This window comes from Pseudomonas sp. HN11, from assembly GCF_021390155.1.
Classification (GTDB): Bacteria; Pseudomonadota; Gammaproteobacteria; order Pseudomonadales; family Pseudomonadaceae; genus Aquipseudomonas.
In genome coordinates this window covers 84139-105934 of the sequence record NZ_CP089985.1, presented here as the reverse complement: position 1 = coordinate 105934, position 21796 = coordinate 84139, and the positions used below count along the sequence as shown (strand labels likewise).

Genomic DNA, 21796 nt, shown 5'->3' with positions numbered 1-21796 from the left:
GCTTGCGCGGTTTAACACTTGCTCAAAGGAATACACATGGAATGGCTGACCAATCCGGAAATCTGGATTGCCTTCTTCACCCTGACGGCCCTCGAGATCGTCCTGGGCATCGATAACATCATCATGATTTCGATCCTGGTCAGCCGCATGCCCAAACACATGCAGGCACGCACCCGGATCTTCGGCCTGGCGCTGGCCATGGTCACCCGTATCCTGTTGCTGCTATCGATCACCTGGGTGATGCAACTCACCGCCGACCTGTTCGTGGTCTTTGGCCAGGGTATTTCCGGTCGCGACCTGATCCTGTTCTTCGGTGGCCTGTTCCTGCTGTGGAAAAGCTCCCAGGAGATGTACCACGCGCTGGAAGGCGAGGACGAAAGCCACGACGAGCCCAAGGGCGCCGGTGGCAAGTTCATCTACACCATCATCCAGATCGCGATCATCGACATCGTGTTCTCCCTGGACTCGGTCATCACTGCCGTCGGCATGGTTTCCCATGTACCGGTCATGGTCGCCGCGATTATCGTGGCGGTACTGGTAATGATGCTGGCCGCCGGCACCATCAGCGCGTTCATCGACAAGCATCCGTCGCTGAAGATGCTGGCGCTGTCGTTCCTGCTGGTCGTGGGTACCGTGCTGATCGCCGAATCCTTCGATGTGCACGTGCCAAAAGGCTACGTCTACTTCGCCATGGCGTTCTCGCTGGCGGTGGAAGCGGTGAACATCAAGATGCGTACTGCCATCGCGAAAAAGAAAAAACAGCAGGATCCTGTGAAACTGCGCAAGGACATCCCAGGTCAATAAACGTGACCCGCTGCTGACAAGGGGCTTTCGAGCCCCTTTTTTTCATGCGCAAAAAACTGATTTCATGACAGTTTTGTTTCAATCCCCACTTTAGCTATGCGATGCTGGCGTAGAGCCCATTCGCCAACTACAGCTTAACTACAAGACGTAGAACGGCACGCGGCAACTTTCCTTCGCTCCTGCTGGAGCGCACCCACACGGGGGGCCGAGCATGCTGACCTTGCTCAATCTGCTTTCCGCCGTGACCCTGCTGATCTGGGGCACGCACATCGTCCGTACCGGCATTTTGCGGGTCTACGGTTCCAACTTGCGCCAAGTCATCGGGCAGAACATGTCCAAGCGCTGGCTGGCGTTTATCGCCGGTATCCTGGTGACGGCCATGGTGCAGAGCAGCAACGCCACGGCAATGCTGGTGACGTCCTTTGTCGGCCAGGGCCTGATGGGCCTGATGCCTGCCCTGGCAACCATGCTCGGCGCCGACGTCGGTACCGCGCTGATGGCGCGGGTGCTGACGTTCGACCTGTCCTGGCTGTCGCCGCTGCTGATCTTTCTCGGGGTGATTTTCTTCCTGTCGCGCAAACAGACGCGGGCAGGACAATTGGGACGCGTGGGGATCGGTCTCGGGCTGATCATCCTGGCGCTGCAACTGATCGTCGAAGCCGCCGGGCCCATCACCCACGCCCAAGGCGTGAAAGTACTGTTCGCTTCGTTGACTGGAGACATCCTGCTCGACGCCCTCGTCGGCGCTCTGTTCGCGATGATTTCCTACTCCAGCCTGGCGGCCGTCCTACTCACCGCTACCTTGGCGGGCGCCGGCGTGATCGGTTTGCATGTGGCGATCGGCCTAGTGATCGGTGCCAACATCGGCAGCGGCGTACTGGCCTTTCTCAGCACCAGCATGCAGAACGCCGCAGGGCGCCAAGTCGCGCTGGGCAGCTTGCTGTACAAGTTGATCGGCCTGTTGCTGATCATCCCGGTGCTGGACCCGCTAGTGCTGTGGATGGATGGTTTGGACTACAGCGCCCAAGGCATGGTCATCACCTTCCACCTGCTCTACAACGTCAGCCGTTGCCTGATTCTGTTGCCCACCATCGGCCCGATGGCAAAACTGTGCGCCTGGCTGCTGCCCGAGCGTGAAGAGATCAACGGCAAAGCCAAGCCGCGCCATCTGGACCTGACGGCACTCAGCACCCCAAGCCTGGCCCTGGCCAACGCCGCCCGTGAAACCCTGCGCCTGGGCGACCTGATCGACAACATGCTGACTGCCATGCAGGAAGTGCTGCGCGGCAAACAGACCGCCATCACCCAGGAAATGCGCAGCCTCAGCGACGACGTTGAGTCACTCTATAGCGCGATCAAGCTCTACCTGGCGCAAATGCCCCGCGAGGACCTCAGTGAGCAGGACAGCCGGCGCTGGGCCGAAATCATCGAGCTGTCGATCAACCTGAAACTGGCCGGCGACCTGATCGAACGCATGCTGCGCAAAGTTCAGCAGCAGAAAACTTCCCAGCGTCGCCAGTTTTCGGAAGTGGGCCTGGAAGAACTCACTGGCCTGCACAGTCAGTTGATCGCCAACCTGCGCCTGGGCCTGTCAGTGTTCCTCAGCGCCGACCCGGAAAGTGCCCGCCAATTGCTGCGCGAAAAACGCCGATTCCGCGCCCAGGAACGCCGTCTGGCCCACGCGCACGTGAGTCGCCTGCAGAGAAAAATCGTACAGAGCCTGGAGACCAGCTCCCTACACTTGGAGCTGATTGCCGACATGAAACGCCTCAACTCGTTGTTTTGCAGCAGTGCTTATGTAGTGTTGGAAACGTCCGACACCGGCGCGCTTTCCGCCGAAGATATTGCCGACATCACACATTCGCCCTGAACGTACGATGGCCTGTGAAGTCAGTTAAAGCTGACCTCACTCGCCAGGAAGCTTGTTATGCGTCGCCTGTTATTCGCCTGCCTGCTCATGGGGTCTGCCCATGCCTTTGCCTTTGACCGCCTGCAAGTCGAGGGCTACACCTTGCCCAACGGCCTGCAATTGCTGATCAAACCGGGGACCGAACGCGGGCATGTAGCGATCCGCCTGGTGGTGGGCGTGGGCCTGGACGACTTCAGTTGCGAGGACAAAGAACTGCCGCACCTGCTGGAACACCTGCTGTTCAGCGGCATCGACGGCGGCGGTGAGGGTGAACTGGAAGATCGCATGCAGGCGCTGGGCGGGGAGTGGAACGCCTACACCAGCAACGCCGACACCACCTTCGTGATCGAGGCACCCGCGCAAAACCAGCGCAAGGTGCTGGACCTGCTGCTGGCGATCATCACCCGCACCGAATTGACCGACGCCAATATCGACGCCGCCAAGCGAGTGGTGGAGCGCGAAGATGGCGGCCACTACTCACACCTGCAACGCCTGCTGGACCGCCAAGACCTGGGCCACTCCGCCAGTAATCAACTGGCCGTCGAGCTGGGTCTCAAATGCGCCGAACGCGCCGAGGTCGGCCACCTGACCCGCGACCAGTTGGAGAACCTGCGCAAAAACTGGTACGCCCCCAACAACATGACCCTGATCATCGTCGGTGATCTAGATAAACTGCTGCCGGCCTATCTGGAACGCACCTATGGCCAGCTCGAGCCGGTCGATCCCACGGAGCATCCGGCACTCCCGGAAATACAGCACGCAGCCGCCAGCCACCGCGAACTGATCCATGGCTGGGTCGGCGACGGCGCCAAGTTGCATTGGCTGTTCCCGGAGCCGGTACTGGACGACGGTCATGACGAAACCTACGACCTGCTCAAGGACTACCTCGATTGGGCGCTGTACCGCCAACTGCGCCTCAAGCACGGTTTGTCCTACGGCCCCTGGAGCGAACGCGAAGTCCTCGGCGGCGTCGGTTTCCTCAGCCTGAATGCCGACTTGGAGCGGGAAAATCTCCCCGAAGCCGAGCAGGTACTCCAGGACCTCAAGGCGCAACTGCTCAAGGACGGCCTCGACCCGGCGGTATTCGCCCGCCTGCAACAAGCCGCCATCGCCCGCCAGGCCTGGGCCGTACAGGGCAACAGCGCGTTGGCCGACTATTACTGGAGTGCATCCGGCGACTACAACAACGGGCATTTCAGCGATCCGGTCAAACGCATCAAGGCCGTGAGCCTGGACCAAACTAACCGGGCCATGCGCCAAGTGTTCAAGCAGCCGGGCTATTGGCGCATCGAGAAACCGTTGCTCAGTTACGATCTGTTGAGCTGGATCGGCGCCGGCCTACTCGGTCTGATTGCCATTGTGTTGATCGGCGTGCGGCTTTATCGCAAACGGATCGCGTAATGACGCAACGGACGACGGGCTAAGACGTTATTCTGTCTAGGATTTTTTCCTACAAAGACTGCGAACCGCCAGATGCCAAACCTGACCCACGTAATCCAGCGCATTCTCGAGCTGATGAAGCGCTACCCAGGGGTGATTGCACTCGGCGGCTTTATCTCGGGTGTGGGCAGCTTCATCCTGGTTGACCGCCAACAGGGCATGGCCAGCTGGATCGCGGTGATCATGCTGGTGAGCTGGCTGTGGCTGATGTTGGAAAACAGCTTCACCCAGCTGTTTACCAAAGTCTTCAAGCGCGAAATCCCCGAACCGCTGCTGCGCTACGCGACCCAGATGATCCATCAGGAAAGTCTGTTTTTCGTATTGCCGTTCTTTTTCATCACCACGGCGTGGAACAGCGGCCAATCGATTTTTACCGGCCTGCTCGGCGCGGCGGCGCTGGTGTCGATCGTCGACCCGCTGTACTACAAATGGCTGGCGCCCAAACGTTCACTGTTCCTGGCGCTGCACACCTTCACCTTGTTCGCCGCACTGCTCACCGCGCTGCCGATCATCCTGCACCTGACCACCGCGGAGAGTTACAAACTCGCGTTAGGCGTGGCCATGGCCTTGTCGATTCCAAGCCTGGCCGTGAGCATGCCGCTGCGCAGCCTTAAAGGCTGGGCGATGTTACTCGGGGTCACGGCCGCCATTGGCTGCGCTGGGTGGCTCCTGCGCAGTTGGGTGCCACCGGCCACATTGTGGATGACCGAAGTGGCCATCAGCACTCAGTTGCAAGACCGCACGCCGGGCGACGATCTCAAGGAAGTCAGCGCCGCCCAACTGCGCAGCGGCGGGCTGTACGCCTACACCGCGATCAACGCGCCGCGCGGGTTGGATGAGCGCATCTACCACGTGTGGCAATTCAACGGCAAAGAAGTCGACCGGATCGCCTTGGATATCCACGGCGGGCGCAAAGAGGGCTATCGCGCCTGGACCCACAAACAGAACTTCCCCGGCGACGCCGTGGGACGCTGGCAGGTGAGGGTGCTGACCGAAGACGGGCAGGTAATCGGTGTGCTGCGCTTCAAAGTCACGGACTCAGCACAAACGGACAACCCAAAGTAGGCAGGTTCGTGCTATTACGTAGGAATTGTGGATAGCCAAACAAGCTCGGAGCTTATGACCCCCCCTACGACGGCCGGTGCAGCCCACCTCGACACGTCCACCACCCCGCCAAAGTTGAGGATTACGGGGGACTGGACGCTTGCCCACTATGCCAACCTGAAGAAGCTGTCGGACAAGCTCGACGGCCAATACGACGCTGGCGCGCGCATCGACCTCAACGGCCTCGGCGCCCTGGATACCGCCGGCGCATCGCTGCTCGTGGAATTACTGGGACCAAGCCGCATCGAGCAATCCGCCGAACAGACCGATTGCAGCCTGTCTGCCGCTGACCGCGCATTGCTCAAGACCGTCTACCGCTCCCTGAATGATTTTTGCGTGCCGGACAAGGCGCCGGAAGAAGCCGCTGGCATTCAGGTGCTGGCGCGCATCGGCCGGGCGGTGGACACCGTCTGGCAGGACAGCAAGAAACTGCTGGGTTTTATCGGCCTGATCCTCGAAACCTTTGCCCGCGGCATGTTCCGTCCCAAGCGCTGGCGCATCACGCCCATGGTCGCGCATATCGAACAGACCGGCCTGGACGCTGCGCCGATCGTGGCCTTGCTGACTTTTTTGGTGGGCGCGGTGGTGGCGTTTCTCGGCGCCACGGTGCTGGAAAGCTTTGGCGCCACCATCTTTACCGTCGACTTGGTAGCATTCTCTTTCCTGCGCGAATTCGGCGTACTGCTCACCGCCATCCTCATGGCCGGTCGTACCGCCAGTGCCTTTACCGCGCAAATCGGCTCAATGAAGGCCAACGAAGAAATCGATGCGATCCGCACCCTGGGCCTGGACCCGATGGAGCTGCTGGTGTTGCCGCGCGTGCTGGCGCTGCTGGTGGCGCTGCCGATGCTGACGTTCCTGGCGATGCTCTCGGGGATTGTCGGTGGCGGCGTGGTCTGCGCCGTGGCCCTGGATATTTCGCCGGCGATGTTCCTCTCGCTGCTGCAATCGGACATTGGCGTGCAGCACTTCCTGGTGGGCATGGTGAAAGCGCCGATCTTCGCGTTCCTGATCGCCGCCATTGGCTGCCTGGAAGGCTTTAAGGTCAGCGGCAGTGCCGAGTCGGTGGGCGCTCACACGACCTCCAGCGTGGTGCAATCGATTTTTGTGGTGATCGTGCTGGATGCGGTCGCTGCGCTGTTCTTCATGGAGATGGGCTGGTGAGTCATCTACACCGAGCGCCCGCCGAGGCGGTGATTGAAGTGCGCGGCCTGTGCAATCGTTTTGGCAGCCAGAGCGTGCACGAGAACCTCGACCTGGATTTGTACAAAGGCGAAATCCTCGCCGTGGTCGGCGGCTCCGGCAGCGGCAAGTCGGTGCTGCTGCGCAGCATCGTCGGCCTGCGTCGCCCCAGCGAAGGTGAGGTGCGGGTGTTCGGCAAGAACCTGCCGCGCCTGCCGGAACATGAGCGTTCCCTGGTGGAACGGCGATTTGGCGTGTTGTTCCAGAAGGGCGCGCTGTTTTCCTCGCTGACCGTCACCGAAAACGTCGCGCTGCCGTTGATTGAACACGCCGGCCTCAGCCGCCGCGACGCCGAGCACCTGGCCGCAGTCAAGCTGGCCCTGGCCGGGCTACCACTGTCAGCGGCCGACAAGTACCCGTCGTCGCTGTCCGGCGGCATGATCAAGCGCGCCGCTCTGGCCCGCGCGCTGGCGCTGGACCCGGACATCCTGTTCCTCGATGAACCCACCGCCGGCCTCGACCCGATTGGCGCGGCGCAATTCGACCAACTGATCCTGACCCTGCGCGATGCACTGGGCCTGAGTGTGTTCCTGGTCACCCACGACCTGGACACGCTGTACACCATCACCGACCGTGTGGCGGTGCTGGCGCAGAAAAAAGTGTTGGTGGCCGACGCCATCGATGTCGTCTCGGAAACGGACGATGCATGGATTCACGAATATTTTCACGGCCCCCGTGGCCGCGCGGCATTGGATGCCGCTCAATCGCTAGACGAGGTATGACATGGAAACTCGAGCCCATCATGTGATGATCGGTCTGTTCAGCGTGATCGTGGTGGTCGGCGCGATGCTGTTCGGCCTGTGGCTGGCCAAGTCCAGCGTCGACAGCGCCTTCCAGGATTACGAAGTGATCTTTAACGAGGCAGTCAGCGGCCTGTCCCAGGGCAGCGCGGTGCAGTACAGCGGGATCAAGGTGGGTGATGTCACCAGCCTGCGCCTGGACCCTAAGGATCCGCGCCGCGTATTGGCGCGCATCCGCCTGGCCGGGCAGACGCCGATCAAGGAAGACACCCAGGCCAAGCTGGCACTGACCGGTATCACCGGCACCTCGATCATCCAGCTCAGCGGTGGCACACCGCAAAGCGCCGAGCTCAAGGGCAAGAACGGCGAGCTGCCGCAGATCATCGCCTCGCCATCGCCCATCGCGCGCCTGCTGAACAACAGCAACGACCTGATGACCAGCGTCAACCTGTTGCTGCACAACGCCAACCACCTGTTCTCCCGCGAGAACGTCGAGCGCCTGAGCAACACCTTGGACAACCTGCAACAGACCACCGGCGCCATCGCCGACCAGCGCGGCGATATCAAGGTGGTGATGCAGCAATTGATGCAGGTAAGCAAACAGGCGAGCGCCGCTCTTGAGCAGACGACCGTGCTGATGCGCAACGCCAACGGCTTACTCAACGAACAAGGCAAGCAGGCTTTCGGCAGTGCCGAGCAGGCCATGAAATCCCTTGAACACAGTACCGCGACCATCAACACCTTGTTGACAGACAACAAGGACTCGGTAAACAGCGGCATGCAAGGCCTCAACGAACTGGCGCCGGCCGTGCGCGAATTGCGCGAAACCCTCGGTTCGCTGCGCGCCATCTCCCGCCGACTGGAAGCCAACCCCAGCGGTTACCTGCTGGGCAGCGACAAGAATAAGGAGTTCACGCCATGAAGCGTGCTTACCAAATGATCGCCCCTGTAGCTCTGGCGCTGGTGAGCGCGTGCTCGATCCTGCCCAAGGCCGACCCTTCGGACGTGTATCGCCTGGCCGCGGCGCAGACCGCCAGCCAGGGCGCACCGGTCAGTTGGTCACTGCGTGTGAACAAGCCGCAGACCAGCGAATTTCTCGACAGCCCGCGCATTGCCGTGGTGCCCAAGGGTGACTTGATCAGCAGCTATGCCAACTCGCGCTGGAGCGACCCGTCGCCGGTGCTGCTGCGCAACCGTTTCATGGATGGCTTCCAGCGCGATGGCCGGGTGACGCTGCTGAGCACCGACGATACCAATCTGCAGTCCGACTATGAGCTGGGCGGGCAATTGCAGGCGTTTCAGAGTGAGTATCACGGCAGTGCGCTGGAAGTGGTGATCCGCCTGGATGCGCGGCTGGTGCGCGGCAGTGATCAGCGGATCGTGGCCAGCCGACGGTTTGAGGTGAGGCAGCCGGTGAGCGACACCAAAGTGCCGGCGGTGGTTGCCGGGTTTGGGCAGGCGGGGGATCAGTTGAACAAGCAGGTGGTGGATTGGGTGGTGCAGCAAGGCAATACAGCGCCGAAACGCTGAGGGCCTCTTCGCGAGCAAGCCCGCTTGTGTCTTGAGACAGGATTAAGCTGAAGGTGAGAGGGTGAGTGGCAAGCTGAATGCCCGAAGTGCTTAAAGCACGTGTGGGAGCCCATGCTGCCACTCACTTCTCCGCTCTGGACATGAGCCCGAACAGTTGAACGAGCCCACCTCGAACAGTTACAAGCGTGGGCCAAGCCAGAGCGCTCTCACTTTGAGTGTAAGAGGGTTTGGCTATGTTTTCCTATCCAGCAGGCATTGATGTTTCCAAGGACAGCCTTGAGGCTCGAGTTAATCTGATTGACGTTGGGGTAAGTTGCGCTAACGCCGAAGATGATTTCCCTGGGTTGATTGGGTGGCTATTGCTTCACCAGGTCGGTCGCGTGCTGTTGGAGGCCACTGGCGGTTACGAGCGCAAAGTCATGAAGGCGCTCCAGGCTGCGGGCCTCAACTGCATCAATCCCCGTCGAGCCAAGAGTTTTTCCACGGCGATGGGCCAACAAGCCAAAACCGACCCGATAGATGCAAAGTCCCTTGCGCAGTTCGCAGCGGTACTCGACTCGCCTAACAGCCGAATCACCAGCCCGAAACATGACGAGTTGCGCGCGTTAGTCCAACAGCGAGAAAACTTTATTCAGCAGAGAGACGATGACAAAAGGCGCCTGAAAACGGCCTCATGTGACGTAGTAAAGCCAGCGTTGCAGAGTCATATCGACTACCTGATCAAAGCTGTGAACGCGATAGACCAGTTGATTCGTCAAAGCGCCAACGTGCTAGACCACGAAAAAGTCGAACGCCTGTGTTCAGTTAAGGGCATCGGGCTCATTACGGCGGCTAGCCTTATGGCATACCTGCCGGAGTTGGGTGAGGTTGGCAAGCGTCCGATCGCGGCCCTAGCGGGCCTCGCGCCGTATAACAACGACAGTGGGAAGCACATAGGCGCGCGTCACATTCGTGGCGGAAGGTTTTCCGCACGTCGCTCGCTATACATGGCCTGCTGGGTAGTCATTCGGGACCAGCCTGAATTCCAGGCCCGCTATAAAGCACTGCGTGGCAAAGGAAAATGCGCAAAAGTTGCGCTAATCGCATGCATGCGTGTTTTGTTAATCCGGCTGAACGCAATGCTGCGTGATAGGACTGAATGGAAAGAACACGCTGCCTAGATCGGCAGCGATGTGTCGTTGAAGGTCACACGGCTTGAAGCTGTGGGAGTTTGGCTGTCTTTGAAATCGATGGCCAAGTTATGGTCATCAAGACAGTTGCTCCCACATTCGACCACGTTTATCCTGACGAAACACGGTCGAATGTGGGAGCCGGCTTGCTCGCGAATACGGTCGAAGCCTCAACCAAAGAACCAGTAGCACACCGCAATAGCCGCCACGACGCCGGCCAACTCCGCCAGCAACGCACACCCCACGGCATGCCTGGCGCGCTGGATCCCCACCGACCCAAAGTACACCGCCAACACATAGAAGGTGGTCTCGGTACTGCCCTGAATCGTCGCCGCGACCAGCGCCGGGAAGCTGTCCACTCCCTGGGTCTGCATGGTCTCGATCAACATCGCCCGTGCGGCGCTGCCGGAGAACGGCTTGACCATCGCAGTCGGCAAGGCGTCGACAAAGCGTGTGTCCATGCCGGTCCAGGCGATCACATGGCGAATGCCTTCAAGGCCCAGGTCCAGTGCGCCAGAAGCACGCAATACACCTACGGCACACAGCATCGCAACAAGGTAGGGCAGCAGGTTCTTCGCAACGTCGAAGCCTTCTTTGGCCCCTTCGACGAACGCCTCGTACACCTTCACCTTACGCAGCGCACCGATCACCAGGAACAACATGATCAAGCCGAACAGCGTGAGGTTGCCGAGGATCGACGACAAGCCAGCCAGCGCCGTCGCGGAAAGGGTCGCCAACAACGCCATGAAGCCGCCCAACACCAGTGCGCCCGGAATCAGATAGGCCAGCACCACCGGGTCCCACAGCCGCAGGCGCTGCATGATCGCCACCGAGAGCAGGCCGACCAGCGTTGAGGCGCTGGTCGCCAGCAGGATTGGCAGGAATACCAGCGTAGGGTCCGCCGCACCTTGCTGCGCGCGGTACATGAAGATGGTCACCGGCAACAGCGTCAGCGAAGACGCGTTAAGCACCAGGAACAGGATCTGCGCGTTACTCGCGGTGTTGGGGATAGGGTTGAGTTCCTGCAGCGCCTTCATGGCTTTCAGGCCAATCGGCGTGGCCGCGTTATCCAGGCCCAGGCCGTTGGCGGCGAAGTTGAGGGTGATCAACCCTATGGCGGGGTGGCCGGCGGGCACTTCCGGCATCAGGCGGCGGAACAACGGCCCGAGGGCCTTGGCCAGCCAATCGACGATCCCGGCTTTTTCGGCAATGCGCAAAAAGCCCAGCCATAGCGTCAGGGTGCCGAACAGCAGCACCATCACTTCCACCGACAGTTTAGCCATGGCGAAGATGCTTTCGACCATCGCTGCGAAAATCCCGGCGTTACCGCCGACCAGCCATTGCGCCAGTGCCGACACCATTGCCACGACAAAGAAGCCAAGCCACAGGCCATTGAGCATCAGTTAACCCCCTCGAAGAATGCAGCGAATGATAGCGGGGCTGGCAGAAACGACAAACCCGGAATTATTCCGGGGTTTGTCTTAGCGCTGTGGTGCTATCAGCTGCGGGTCGCTTGGGCGACCGGGGCGGCTTCCTTGCTGCGCCAGTGTGGCAGCGAGTTCCAATAGCGCTCACCCTTGGCGTCGTCGTACATGCCTTCCCAGCGGGAGATGACCAACACGGCCAGGGCGTTGCCGATCACGTTCAAGGCGGTACGCGCCATATCCATGATGCGGTCGACACCGGCGATGAATGCCAGGCCTTCCAACGGAATGCCCACGCTGCCCAGGGTCGCCAGCAGTACCACGAAGGACACACCCGGTACACCAGCGATGCCTTTGGAGGTGACCATCAGGGTCAATACCAGCATCAGTTGCTGGCCGATCGACAGATCAATGCCATACAGCTGGGCAATGAAGATTGCCGCAATGCTCTGGTACAGGGTCGAACCGTCAAGGTTGAACGAGTAACCGGTCGGTACCACAAAGCTGCAGATGGCCTTTGGCGCGCCGTAGGCTTCCATTTTCTCGATCACGCGCGGCAGTACGGTTTCAGAGCTGGCGGTGGAGTAGGCCAGTACCAGCTCATCCTTGAAGATGCGCATCAGCTTGATCACCGAGAAGCCGAACAGGCGGGCGATCAGGCCGAGGATCACAAAGGCGAAGAACAGAATGGCCACGTAAACCAGGATCACCAGCTTGGCCAGGGGCAGCAGCGAGGCGAAGCCGAAGTTCGCGACGGTCACGGCGATCAGTGCGAATACGCCGATCGGGGCGTACTTCATGATCATGTGCGTGACTTTGAACATGCTCTCGGACACACCCTGGAACATGGTCACCAGCGGCTCACGCAGCTCAGGCTTGAGGCTCGACAAGCCCAGGCCGAACAGCACCGAGAAGAAGATGATCGGCAGCATTTCACCACGGGCCACGGCGGCAAAGATGTTCGACGGGATCAGGTTGAGGATGGTTTCGATGAACGCATGCTCATGCTGCACTTCGGCGGCAGTGGCGGTGTATTTGGAGATGTCGACGGTACCCAGGGTACTCATGTCGATGCCAGCGCCCGGGTGGAAGAGGTTGGCCAACAGCAAGCCGACCACAATGGCGATGGTGGTGACGATTTCGAAGTAAAGGATGGTTTTGACGCCGATACGCCCAAGTTTCTTCGCGTCACCGACACCGGCAATGCCGACGATCAGCGAGGAGATCACAATCGGGATCACGATCATCTTGATCAGGCGGATAAAGATATCGCCCGCTGGCTGCAACACATTGCTGATCCACCAGGCCTTTTCAGCACTGAAATGGTTGAGCACTGCACCGATTGCGATCCCCAGCACCAAACCGATGAGGATCTGCCAGGCGAGGCTTAGCTTTGCCTTCTTCATGTCATTACCCTTACTTCAAGTGAACTTAAGGCAAATGCGCCAGCCGCAACGCTCGAAAGCGAAAAAGTGTGTGCATCTGCCTCCATGGAAGGTCACCGCAGCGTGGCCGAAATGGCTTACTGGCAGGCGAAAAAAGGCGCAACTATTCCCATGCAGGGGAGCGGCGTCTAATGCCGTAAACGCCTACCCCATGCCGAATCGGCATGGCCTTTTCTCATAATAACTGCCCGAACGGTCAGTTCAAATGTGACATTTTGCCCGACAAACATGCCGTGAACCTGCCAAACCCGGCTCGCTCAGAGAATCAGGACGTCTGTGGTGAGCTGGCAGAAATGCCTGAGAATTCCGTTGTTTAGTGTCGGAAATATCCTATTGGCCGCGCTGGATTTTATCGATAGATGGTCGGCCCGAAACACCAAGTAATGGTTTGAAGGGCGCAATAAAGAAATTGGCGGCTATAGGAGGTATAGGAAGAGGGGATATAAGCTCGCCGCAGGTTCGCAAGCCGTAGACTTGTGAACCTGCGTCGCAGCTTTTCGCCTGACCCGGCCCTTGCGCAGGCACTCCCTGTACCCGTAGGTCACGCCGATCCTAATCGATCAGAACAACCCGGCCCCTTGGTCATGCACCCCCCTTGGCGAGCGGTGCAAACAGAAAGAAGCGAGTGGGCTTCTTTCTATGGACGCAGGTTCCGCAGACGACAGATGCGTCAAACGGAACCTAATACCAATTCGGATCTTTCTTCAGCTGCTCCATGAGCAACTTTTGCATGCCTTCGTCCGGCTTACCAATAAAGCGGTAATCGGCGTGGCGCGTCGGCGACTTGTCCGCCGGCAGGCCGGCTGGGACTTCTACCAACATGGCGTAGGCATCTTCCTTGTCGAGGCTGAAAGCAACGATCAGGCGTTTGTTCAGGCAAGTATCTGCGGTTTCGCAGAGGGGCCCGACCAAGTACTTGTCGCCGTCTTCTTCCACGGCATTCATCTGTTCAGCCGTACCTGACAGGTTCATTACCCATTCCGGCAGGCGCTCTTCCTTCTTCACTACGCTTTGCCAGGTTTCGCGGTATTGCGGGTCCGCGCTGAGCAATTCATTGGCTCGGGATTGGCCGTCATTGGCGGCCATCGCCAAGCCGCTGCCGCCCAAGAGCAGGGCGGCAGCAATAGCTTTAAGGAACAGAATGGTCATGTTCAGCCTCGGCCGCGACGACCAAAGAAGAAGGAAGCGATGAACATCACCAGAAAGACCACAAACAGAATTTTTGCGATACCCGTGGCGGTGCCCGCGATACCACCAAAGCCCAGGACTGCAGCCACAATGGCGATGATCAGAAATGTGATTGCCCAACTCAACATGGTGATTCTCCTTACGCTTCTATTAGAGGTAACAGCGGTAGTGCCGTGCTGCCGCTAAACGCGAGCAGCTCGTTGGTGCCTAGAACACCCAACGCTCTTGGGATGGCAGTTCACTCAGGGCGGATGCCTGGTCAACCATCCGCAACTGCGGGGCTGTTGCATCGGCAGCGACACTGCCAACGGAACGGAAATGGGTTTGGGTCATGGCCGGACGTTCAAACTGGGGGATCTGCTGCTGACTCTGCTGCCAATGTTGCAACTGCTGGCCGCCAATCAACGTGACTATCAGCGCCAGGCTGGCACACAGACCTTGCTGCAAGCGCAGTGGCGATACACGCAATTGGTTGAGGCTTTGGCGAGTCATGCTGCTGTTCTCCCGCATTTTGATTATTCGTTGGGAGGGGTATTGCAGAGTGCATGCCAGTTTTTTTACAAAATAAAACTCAATAAAATCAACAAGTTAAATATTATCGATCAAACCAACCCCCAGCATCCTGCACGATGCCTCCCTGGACGCCGTGCGAAATGCACGATAGCCAACGGTCGGATGAAGGGATAGAAAGCAGATCGGGCGTTGCCGAAGGGCAAGATGGCATGAAAACGCTATCAGCCGGGGCTTCGTACGAAGCGATGCAGATACCTGCACGACGTTGCCTTTTATCGATCAGAATAAACCATGCAACTTGCCCGATTATTCCGGGACTAAACACCATCATTCATAGTTTAAGGAGCGCGGGACAGATGGAATCAGCCAAGGAACTTCAAGGCCGCATTCTTTTAGTGGATGACGAATCCGCGATCCTCCGCACCTTCCGATATTGCCTGGAAGATGAAGGCTACACCGTTGCCACCGCCAACAGCGCGGCCCAGGCCGATGCCTTGATGCAACGCCAGGTATTCGACCTGTGCTTCCTCGACCTGCGCCTGGGCGAAGATAATGGCCTGGATGTACTGGCCCAGATGCGCATTCAGGCGCCGTGGATGCGCGTGGTGATTGTCACCGCCCATTCGGCGGTCGACACCGCCGTTGATGCCATCCAGGCCGGCGCGGCCGATTATCTGGTCAAGCCTTGCAGCCCTGATCAACTGCGCCTCGCCACCGCCAAGCAACTGGAAGTGCGCCAACTCTCCGCGCGCCTCGAAGCCCTTGAAGGCGAAGTACGCCAGCCGAAAGACGGCCTCGATTCCCACAGCCCGTCGATGATGGTGGTGCTGGAAACTGCGCGCCAGGTGGCCGGCACAGATGCCAACATTCTGATTCTGGGCGAATCCGGCACGGGTAAAGGTGAACTGGCCCGGGCTATTCACGGCTGGAGCAAGCGCTCGAAAAAATCCTGCGTCACTATCAACTGCCCGTCGCTGACGGCAGAGCTGATGGAAAGTGAGTTGTTTGGTCATAGCCGCGGTGCGTTTACCGGTGCCAGTGAAAGCACCTTGGGTCGCGTCAACCAGGCGGACGGTGGCACGCTGTTTCTCGACGAAATCGGCGACTTTCCACTTACATTGCAACCCAAGTTGCTGCGCTTTATCCAGGACAAGGAATACGAGCGCGTCGGCGACCCGGTCACCCGCCGCGCCGATGTACGCATCCTGGCAGCCACCAACTTGAACCTGGAGGACATGGTGCGCGACGGTCGCTTCCGCGAGGACTTGCTGTACCGCCTCAACGTGATCACCTTGCACCTGCCGCCGTTGCGCGAGCGTAGTGAAGACATCCTGACCCTGGCTGACCGCTTCCTCGCACGCTTCGTCAAGGAATATGCCCGACCGGCACGCGGCTTCAGCGATGAAGCACGTGAAGCGCTGCTCAACTACCGCTGGCCGGGCAATATTCGCGAGCTGCGCAACGTGGTTGAGCGCGCGAGCATCATTTGCCCGCAGGAGAAGGTGGAGATCAGTCATCTGGGCATGGCCGAACAGCCGGGCAACAATGCTCCACGCATTGGCGCGGCGCTGAGCCTGGACCAGTTGGAAAAAGCCCATATCGGCGCCGTACTCGCCACCAGCGATACCCTCGACCAGGCAGCCCGCACCCTGGGCATCGACGCGTCGACCCTGTATCGCAAACGCAAACAGTACAACCTGTGAGCTGTACCTTATGAAGTTAGCGATGAAGCTGCGTACCCGGTTATTCCTGAGCATCTCAGCGTTGATCACCGTCGCCCTGCTGGGTTTGATCCTGGGCCTGGTCAGCGTCATGCAAATGGCCAAGACCCAGGAATCCCTGATTCGCAGCAACTTCATCACGTTGGACCTGGGGCTCAAGCTGCGTCAGAGCCTGGGCGATCAATTGATCATGATGCTTGAGGAGCGCCCCGACCCCGATGCACTGCAAGCCTCCAAGCAGCGCTACTTCGACCTACTGGACCAAGGCATCGCCCATGAACAGCGCGATAATAGTGGGACCGGATTCAGCCAGGCCCGAAGTCAGTATCAGGATCTACTGGATGCGTTTGACGAATCCCAGCAACCGACGCCTCCTCCAGGCGCCAAGGAAAAGCTCACCGAAACCTTCAATACGCTGCGTAATGGCCTGATCAACGAGCATAAGCAGGCACTGGAAAACATCAGCAACAGTGAGCACAAGTCTCGCGAGCGCGCTTTGCTGATCGCCGGCTTGCTGGGGTTGGTGGGGCTTGCGGTGCTGATCATCGGGTTTGTCACAGCCCATGGCATCGCCCGGCGTTTTGGCGGGCCGATCGAAGCGCTGGCCAAAGCCGCCGACAAGATCGGCCAGGGCGATTTTGAAGTGACGCTGCCGATCTCGTCCGCAGCAGAGATGAACCAACTGACTCGCCGCTTCGGCATCATGGCCGAAGCTTTGCGCCAGCATCAGGCGACCAATGTCGATGAACTGCTGGCCGGTCAACAGCGCCTGCAAGCCGTACTCGACAGTATCGACGATGGCCTGCTGATGATCGACCGTCAGGGCCGCCTGGAACACCTCAACCCTGTGGCTCAGCGACAATTGGGCTGGGATGAGGAAAGGCTCGGTCAAGGTCTTGGGGAAGCCCTGGTGCGCCCCGAACTGGATGAGCAGCTGCAACTGGTACTGCGTGGCGGCAATCTGGAGCGGGCGCCGGACGATCTGGAAGTGGAAGTCGAAGGTGAATTGCGCCTACTGACTTACAGCCTGACCCCCGTGAGCCATACCCAGGGGCATATCCTCGGCGCAGTGATGGTGCTGCATGACGTAACCGAACAACGCGCCTTCGAACGGGTGCGTAGCGAGTTTGTATTGCGCGCCTCCCATGAGCTGCGTACGCCGGTGACCGGCATGCACATGGCGTTCGGGCTGTTTCGCGAGCGTGCGAAATTTCCGGCGGAGTCCCGTGAAGCGGACCTGCTGGATACCGTCAATGAAGAGATGCAACGCTTGATGCAGTTGATCAACGACCTGCTCAACTTCTCGCGCTACCAGAACGGCCTGCAGAAGCTCACCTTGGGACCGTGCGATGTGAATGATCTGCTGGAACATGCGCGTGCGCGCTTCGTCGAGCCGGCCAAAGCACAAAACATCGAATTGCTGGTAGAAGCTCAATCCGACCTGCCTCGGTTGTATGCAGATCAGGCACAGCTTGAGCGGGTGTTGGACAACCTGCTGGGCAACGCGCTGCGTCACACGGCGACCGGTGGCCAGATTCGCCTGCAAGCGCGCCGCCATGGTGAGCGAGTGATTGTCAGCGTCGAAGACAATGGCGAAGGCATCGCTTATGGGCAGCAGGGACGGATCTTCGAACCCTTTGTCCAGGTGGGCCGCAAGAAAGGCGGCGCCGGCCTTGGCTTGGCGCTGTGCAAGGAAATCGTGCAACTGCACGGCGGCCGCATGGGTGTGTATTCGCGGCCGGGGCAGGGTACTCAGTTCTATATGGCGCTGCCGCTTTAAGTTCGGTTCAACGCCCGCAGGATTGCAGCGCTTTCCGCATCCGGAGTGCCGTCAAACAGCGATGGCCGGAAATGCATCTGGAACGCCGCAATGACATGGCGCGTGGCAACATCCAGCTCACCGGTCTGAGGCGTCTGGTAGCCCAGACGGGCCAATTCTTCCTGGAACCAGGTAATGCTCGGCAGTTGCGTGGCGTATTGCACCTGGAATCGTGCTACGGCCTGAGCATCCGGCCAAACACCTAGCCCCTCTGCGGCCAGGCGTTTCCAGGGAAACAAGGGGCCTGGGTCCAACTTGCGCAGGGGTGCGATGTCACTGTGGCCAATGATGTTCTTGGGATCGATGCCGTTGCGCTTGCTGATGTCTTTTAGCAACACCACCAGGGATTTAACCTGCGCTTCAGAATAGGGATACCACAAGCGTCCTGTTGGCGTGTCCGTGTAGCCAGGGTTCACTATTTCGATACCGATGGAGCTGGAGTTGAGCCAGGTGCGGCCCATCCATTCGCTTTCGCCGGCATGCCAGGCGCGCTGGCTCTCATCCACCAGCTTGTAGATGGTGCCGGAGGCGTCGTCGCCGATCAGATAATGGCTGCTGACCTGGCCGTGGGTAAGCAAAGCCAGGGAGCGTTCAAGGTTGGTGGAGGTGTAATGGACAATCACGAACTGCACGCGGTTGTCGTGATTCATCGAAGGATGGCGGGTGTCCAGGCGCGGGCCGCTGGCGCAACCTGCGAGCAGAAGAAACACAAACGCGAAGTACAAGGATTTCATGGCGGAAGACATTACACTGAAGACGATAATGCAACAGTGTAACGTACCGTTTGCGACCCAGCCGTCAAATTACAAAATGGAACATCTTTTAGGCGGCCTGCACCTGATTGCGCCCCGCCGCCTTGGCTCGGTACAACGCTTCATCGGCACGCTTGAGCGCCATGTCACTGCGCTCTCCCGGCTGGAACTGCGCCACGCCCATTGAAACGGTGATCGTCACCGGCTCGCCCTTGAAGTGAAACGGGCACGCTTCAATCGCTGCACGCAACACTTCGCCCGCCGCCAATGCATCCGTCAGGGATGAGTTCGGCATCAACAACACAAACTCTTCACCACCAAAGCGCGCGATAAAATCGGTCGGACGCAGGCGCTTGCGCAGCACGTTGGCGATGATCTTCAGCACCTTGTCGCCAGCCAGGTGGCCGTAACCATCGTTGATGCGTTTGAAGTGATCCAGGTCAAGCATCGCCAGCGACAGGCTGTTGCCGCGCTGGTGCCAGGCGTTGACCTCCTGATCCAGGCGCTCACTCCAGGCTGCGCGGTTGGACAGCCCAGTGAGCGGGTCGATCAGAGCTTTCTGGCGCTGCACTTCCAGGTGCTCGCGATAGCCCTGAGCTTCCTGCTCCATATTGGCGACGCGCTCGGCCAAGCCTTTCAAACGCGCCGCGGTTTCCTGCTCGCGCTGGTCGCGTTGCTGCTGGTGCTCGTCCATGGTGCCGAGCAGGCCTTCAAGATGGCTTTCCAATACGTGCTTGAGGCTGTCCAAGTCAGCCGCTTCCTGCATGCTGCTTTGCAGGCCATCGACCTGTTCGCGGATCTGCGTGTCCAGTTCGCGCGCGGCGGAACGGCTATCAGCGTGGCCATCGCTGGCGACCTGCAAATGCCCCTGGAATGCTTCGAGGCGCTCGTTGAGTTGCTTTAGGTAAGCCTCGAATTCATGCTGGCCACTGTCGGTGATCGCCAGCATCAACACGGCCAAGTCGTCGAGGATCGGCAGCAGTTCGTACCAGTTCAGACCATGGGCCAGGCGCTCGCGCATGGCTTCTGCCTGGGGCCGGTGGCGCTCGGGCAACGAGAGTTCTTCCAGCAGACCAAGCAGGGTGTCCTCGATGTGCTTGGCCACGGAACTGTAGGAAGGCTCCGGTGAATCGGGTAAGGCATAGGTGCCATCCGCTTGCAGCTCGTCGGGATCAGGCTCCTCCAGAACCGGAGGAAGCGACAGGCTGCCGATGACGGTCTCATCCAGCGTTTTGACCTGAACGTCAGGCGTTTCGATGAAGGCCGCGAGGGCGCTTTCCGGTGCCGGCTCTTCGACTTGAGGCTCAGGCTTAACGCGCACTACAGGCGTATCGACGGGTGCGGTTTGAGGCGGGGCTTCGTAGACGAATATTTCGCTGGAGGCTTCGGCAACCTTGGCGGGCGCTAGGGGCTCAATGACAGGAGCGACCGTTTCTTGAGGCTGCGGTGCAAAGGCACGCAACGCTTGCGTCAGTTCCTCGGATTGCTCGGGCGGTTGCGGCTCGGCAGTGACTGGCTTGGCTGCCACAGGCTGTGGTACGGGGCGGGGGGCCGCCTCGTTCTCCACCGCCTCATTCGCGACTTCCTTGGCACCAAACAAGCGCTGTAAAAGCCCTGGCCCCGGACGCGGGGTTTCGCCGTCGGGCTCCAGGTTATTCAACGCCAGACTTTGCAGGCCGCTCAATTCGCTGAGCAACAACGGTATTTCACGTGCCTGGCTGACGCGACCGTCCAACTGCTTGGCAAACGTTTTGAGCGGCCGAGCCACCTCACGGGGCAGCGGCAGTTTTTGCAGTTGAGTGACCAGTGAAGTCAGCGCGGTGCTGATCTGGTCGACCCGGGTTTCGCGGCGCTGCTCGGAATCGAGCACGGCTTTTTCCAAGCGCGGCAGCAAGGCGGCGAGGGCGGCGTCCATATCATCGGTGCGGACAACGTCGCGCATTTCCTTCATGCATTGGTCAACCGCGCGGTCAGTGCCTTCAGCGGCCAAAGTGCTACGCACCAGCCCACGGCGCAGCAGGTCGAGACGGGCGGCCCAACGGCGCTCGAGTTTTTCTTGTTGCTCGATACTTTTAAGGTATTTCTCTTTCCAGCGCTGGGCGTCGTCGCTCATGCAGGAGGTCCGCTGGTGCCTGGGCTCAACGCGGGTAATGCATCAGCCGTGAGCGAACCCGGCAGACGAATCTCTACCGCGACCGGCAGGTGATCGGAGATGGGCTGCGCCAGCACCTGCACACTTTCGAGTGTAAGGGTAGGACTGAGCAGAATATGGTCTAGACAGCGTTGCGGACGCCAGCTGGGAAACGTGGCTTCGGCTTGCGGCGCCAGCAGCCCGAGGTCGCGCAACGGAGAATTCTGCAACAGGTCGCTGGCGTGGGTATTCATGTCACCCATCAGCACCTGGTGTTTGTAATTGCCGATCAGTTCTCGGATGTAGGCCAGTTGCATGGTGCGGGTGCGGGCACCGAGCGCCAGATGCATCATCACCACCACCAAGGCCTCAGGACCTTCGCCAAACCGCACAAGGATCGCCCCCCGGCCCTTCGGGCCCGGAAGCGGGTGATCTTCGATAGCGGAGGGCTTCAAGCGGCTGAGCACGCCATTGCTGTGCTGTGCCAGGCGACCGAGGTTGCGATTGAGTTGCTGATACCAATAAGGGAAGGAACCCAGCTGGGCCAGGTGCTCCACTTGGTTGATATAGCCGGAGCGCATGCTGCCGCCGTCGGCTTCCTGCAAGGCGACCAGATCGAAGTCGTTCAGCAGATTGCCGATCTTCTGCAAGTTGCCGGCACGCCCATTGTGGGGCAGCAGATGCTGCCAGCCACGGGTGAGGTAATGCCGGTACTTTTCGGTACTGATACCCACCTGGATGTTGAAGCTCAACAACCGCAAGCGGCTATCCGGCGGCAAACCTGTGGATTCCAGGTGATGTTCGTTGACCCGCGGATCATGCAGGCCAACCACACGTTCGGTACCCCAGCGGCGCATGACGGGCC

Annotated in this window: 19 protein-coding genes; 11 read left to right on the top strand and 8 right to left on the bottom strand. The window is 59.7% G+C overall.

The window, feature by feature from the left end:
- Positions 1–36 precede the first annotated feature (36 nt).
- The 9 genes from LVW35_RS00505 (at position 37) to LVW35_RS00465 (ending at position 9929) form a co-directional block, all read left to right on the top strand.
- Positions 37–804 (top strand): TerC family protein, encoded by a 768-nt coding sequence (locus tag LVW35_RS00505; RefSeq protein ID WP_233893175.1) that lies wholly within the window; start codon positions 37–39, stop codon positions 802–804.
- A gap of 211 nt (positions 805–1015) precedes the next feature.
- Positions 1016–2674 (top strand): Na/Pi cotransporter family protein, encoded by a 1659-nt coding sequence (locus tag LVW35_RS00500; protein WP_233893174.1) that lies wholly within the window; start codon positions 1016–1018, stop codon positions 2672–2674.
- 57 nt (positions 2675–2731) lie between these two features.
- On the top strand, positions 2732–4114 hold the full coding sequence (locus LVW35_RS00495; RefSeq protein ID WP_233893173.1) for a M16 family metallopeptidase: 1383 nt from the start codon (positions 2732–2734) through the stop codon (positions 4112–4114).
- Positions 4115–4186: 72 nt separating this feature from the next.
- Complete coding sequence (locus LVW35_RS00490; RefSeq protein WP_233893172.1) at positions 4187–5218, top strand: DUF5924 family protein; 1032 nt, start codon at positions 4187–4189, stop codon at positions 5216–5218.
- Between the two features lie 54 nt (positions 5219–5272).
- Positions 5273–6421, top strand: coding sequence for an ABC transporter permease (locus tag LVW35_RS00485; RefSeq protein WP_233893171.1), 1149 nt, complete (start codon positions 5273–5275; stop codon positions 6419–6421).
- Positions 6418–7221 (top strand): ABC transporter ATP-binding protein, encoded by an 804-nt coding sequence (locus LVW35_RS00480; protein ID WP_233893170.1) that lies wholly within the window; start codon positions 6418–6420, stop codon positions 7219–7221. The genes LVW35_RS00485 and LVW35_RS00480 overlap by 4 nt, the downstream gene beginning before the upstream one ends.
- A gap of 1 nt (position 7222) precedes the next feature.
- Positions 7223–8161: an MlaD family protein gene (locus LVW35_RS00475; protein ID WP_233893168.1), complete on the top strand. Its 939-nt coding sequence runs from the start codon at positions 7223–7225 to the stop codon at positions 8159–8161.
- Entirely contained in the window at positions 8158–8769 is a 612-nt protein-coding gene (locus LVW35_RS00470; RefSeq protein WP_233893166.1) for an ABC-type transport auxiliary lipoprotein family protein, read from the top strand. Before LVW35_RS00475 ends, LVW35_RS00470 begins: the two co-directional genes overlap by 4 nt.
- Before the next feature lie 233 nt (positions 8770–9002).
- The gene (locus LVW35_RS00465; RefSeq protein ID WP_233891738.1) at positions 9003–9929 is read left to right on the top strand and encodes an IS110 family transposase; all 927 of its coding nucleotides are present in this window, start codon (positions 9003–9005) and stop codon (positions 9927–9929) included.
- A gap of 179 nt (positions 9930–10108) precedes the next feature.
- Here the strand turns inward: LVW35_RS00465 and LVW35_RS00460 are convergent, their stop codons facing one another.
- From LVW35_RS00460 to LVW35_RS00440, 5 genes are all read right to left on the bottom strand, one after another.
- A complete protein-coding gene (locus tag LVW35_RS00460) occupies positions 10109–11338 on the bottom strand; it encodes a nucleoside recognition domain-containing protein (RefSeq protein ID WP_233893165.1) in 1230 nt (409 codons plus the stop codon).
- Positions 11339–11436: 98 nt separating this feature from the next.
- Complete coding sequence (gene gltP, locus LVW35_RS00455; RefSeq protein ID WP_233893163.1) at positions 11437–12768, bottom strand: glutamate/aspartate:proton symporter GltP; 1332 nt, start codon at positions 12766–12768, stop codon at positions 11437–11439.
- 720 nt (positions 12769–13488) lie between these two features.
- Complete coding sequence (locus LVW35_RS00450; RefSeq protein WP_233893162.1) at positions 13489–13956, bottom strand: inhibitor of vertebrate lysozyme family protein; 468 nt, start codon at positions 13954–13956, stop codon at positions 13489–13491.
- 2 nt (positions 13957–13958) lie between these two features.
- Positions 13959–14123, bottom strand: a complete 165-nt coding sequence (locus tag LVW35_RS00445; protein WP_003170804.1) for a DUF1328 domain-containing protein — start codon at positions 14121–14123, stop codon at positions 13959–13961.
- 79 nt (positions 14124–14202) lie between these two features.
- Entirely contained in the window at positions 14203–14487 is a 285-nt protein-coding gene (locus tag LVW35_RS00440; RefSeq protein ID WP_233893161.1) for a hypothetical protein, read from the bottom strand.
- Between the two features lie 377 nt (positions 14488–14864).
- Here LVW35_RS00440 and algB point away from each other — a divergent pair, with 377 nt between their 5' ends.
- Positions 14865–16211, top strand: coding sequence for a sigma-54-dependent response regulator transcription factor AlgB (algB, locus tag LVW35_RS00435; protein ID WP_233893160.1), 1347 nt, complete (start codon positions 14865–14867; stop codon positions 16209–16211).
- A gap of 10 nt (positions 16212–16221) precedes the next feature.
- Positions 16222–18009: a KinB sensor domain-containing domain gene (locus LVW35_RS00430; protein WP_233893159.1), complete on the top strand. Its 1788-nt coding sequence runs from the start codon at positions 16222–16224 to the stop codon at positions 18007–18009.
- Here the strand turns inward: LVW35_RS00430 and LVW35_RS00425 are convergent.
- The 3 genes from LVW35_RS00425 to LVW35_RS00415 all read right to left on the bottom strand — a co-directional run bounded on the left by LVW35_RS00425 (position 18006) and on the right by LVW35_RS00415 (position 21788).
- Entirely contained in the window at positions 18006–18782 is a 777-nt protein-coding gene (locus LVW35_RS00425) for an N-acetylmuramoyl-L-alanine amidase (RefSeq protein WP_233893158.1), read from the bottom strand. The two genes, LVW35_RS00430 and LVW35_RS00425, sit on opposite strands and share 4 nt — an antisense overlap.
- An 88-nt stretch (positions 18783–18870) precedes the next feature.
- The gene (locus LVW35_RS00420) at positions 18871–20913 is read right to left on the bottom strand and encodes a GGDEF domain-containing protein (protein ID WP_233893157.1); all 2043 of its coding nucleotides are present in this window, start codon (positions 20911–20913) and stop codon (positions 18871–18873) included.
- Positions 20910–21788 carry an endonuclease/exonuclease/phosphatase family protein gene (locus LVW35_RS00415; protein WP_233893156.1) on the bottom strand — a complete coding sequence of 293 codons (879 nt, stop codon included), beginning with the start codon at positions 21786–21788 and terminating at the stop codon, positions 20910–20912. Before LVW35_RS00415 ends, LVW35_RS00420 begins: the two co-directional genes overlap by 4 nt.
- Between the last annotated feature and the right edge of the window lie 8 nt (positions 21789–21796).

Excerpts from the sequence above, each read along its gene's own strand:
- LVW35_RS00505 (WP_233893175.1), top strand. The coding sequence starts at position 37 with ATGGAATGGCTGACCAATCCGGAAATCTGGATTGCCTTCTTCACCCTG.
- LVW35_RS00500 (WP_233893174.1), top strand. The coding sequence starts at position 1,016 with ATGCTGACCTTGCTCAATCTGCTTTCCGCCGTGACCCTGCTGATCTGG.
- LVW35_RS00495 (WP_233893173.1), top strand. The coding sequence starts at position 2,732 with ATGCGTCGCCTGTTATTCGCCTGCCTGCTCATGGGGTCTGCCCATGCC.
- LVW35_RS00490 (WP_233893172.1), top strand. The coding sequence starts at position 4,187 with ATGCCAAACCTGACCCACGTAATCCAGCGCATTCTCGAGCTGATGAAG.
- LVW35_RS00485 (WP_233893171.1), top strand. The coding sequence starts at position 5,273 with ATGACCCCCCCTACGACGGCCGGTGCAGCCCACCTCGACACGTCCACC.
- LVW35_RS00475 (WP_233893168.1), top strand. The coding sequence starts at position 7,223 with ATGGAAACTCGAGCCCATCATGTGATGATCGGTCTGTTCAGCGTGATC.
- LVW35_RS00470 (WP_233893166.1), top strand. The coding sequence starts at position 8,158 with ATGAAGCGTGCTTACCAAATGATCGCCCCTGTAGCTCTGGCGCTGGTG.
- LVW35_RS00465 (WP_233891738.1), top strand. The coding sequence starts at position 9,003 with ATGTTTTCCTATCCAGCAGGCATTGATGTTTCCAAGGACAGCCTTGAG.
- LVW35_RS00460 (WP_233893165.1), bottom strand. The coding sequence starts at position 11,338 with ATGCTCAATGGCCTGTGGCTTGGCTTCTTTGTCGTGGCAATGGTGTCG.
- gltP (WP_233893163.1), bottom strand. The coding sequence starts at position 12,768 with ATGAAGAAGGCAAAGCTAAGCCTCGCCTGGCAGATCCTCATCGGTTTG.
- LVW35_RS00450 (WP_233893162.1), bottom strand. The coding sequence starts at position 13,956 with ATGACCATTCTGTTCCTTAAAGCTATTGCTGCCGCCCTGCTCTTGGGC.
- LVW35_RS00445 (WP_003170804.1), bottom strand. The coding sequence starts at position 14,123 with ATGTTGAGTTGGGCAATCACATTTCTGATCATCGCCATTGTGGCTGCA.
- LVW35_RS00440 (WP_233893161.1), bottom strand. The coding sequence starts at position 14,487 with ATGACTCGCCAAAGCCTCAACCAATTGCGTGTATCGCCACTGCGCTTG.
- algB (WP_233893160.1), top strand. The coding sequence starts at position 14,865 with ATGGAATCAGCCAAGGAACTTCAAGGCCGCATTCTTTTAGTGGATGAC.
- LVW35_RS00430 (WP_233893159.1), top strand. The coding sequence starts at position 16,222 with ATGAAGTTAGCGATGAAGCTGCGTACCCGGTTATTCCTGAGCATCTCA.
- LVW35_RS00425 (WP_233893158.1), bottom strand. The coding sequence starts at position 18,782 with ATGAAATCCTTGTACTTCGCGTTTGTGTTTCTTCTGCTCGCAGGTTGC.
- LVW35_RS00420 (WP_233893157.1), bottom strand. The coding sequence starts at position 20,913 with ATGAGCGACGACGCCCAGCGCTGGAAAGAGAAATACCTTAAAAGTATC.
- LVW35_RS00415 (WP_233893156.1), bottom strand. The coding sequence starts at position 21,788 with ATGCGCCGCTGGGGTACCGAACGTGTGGTTGGCCTGCATGATCCGCGG.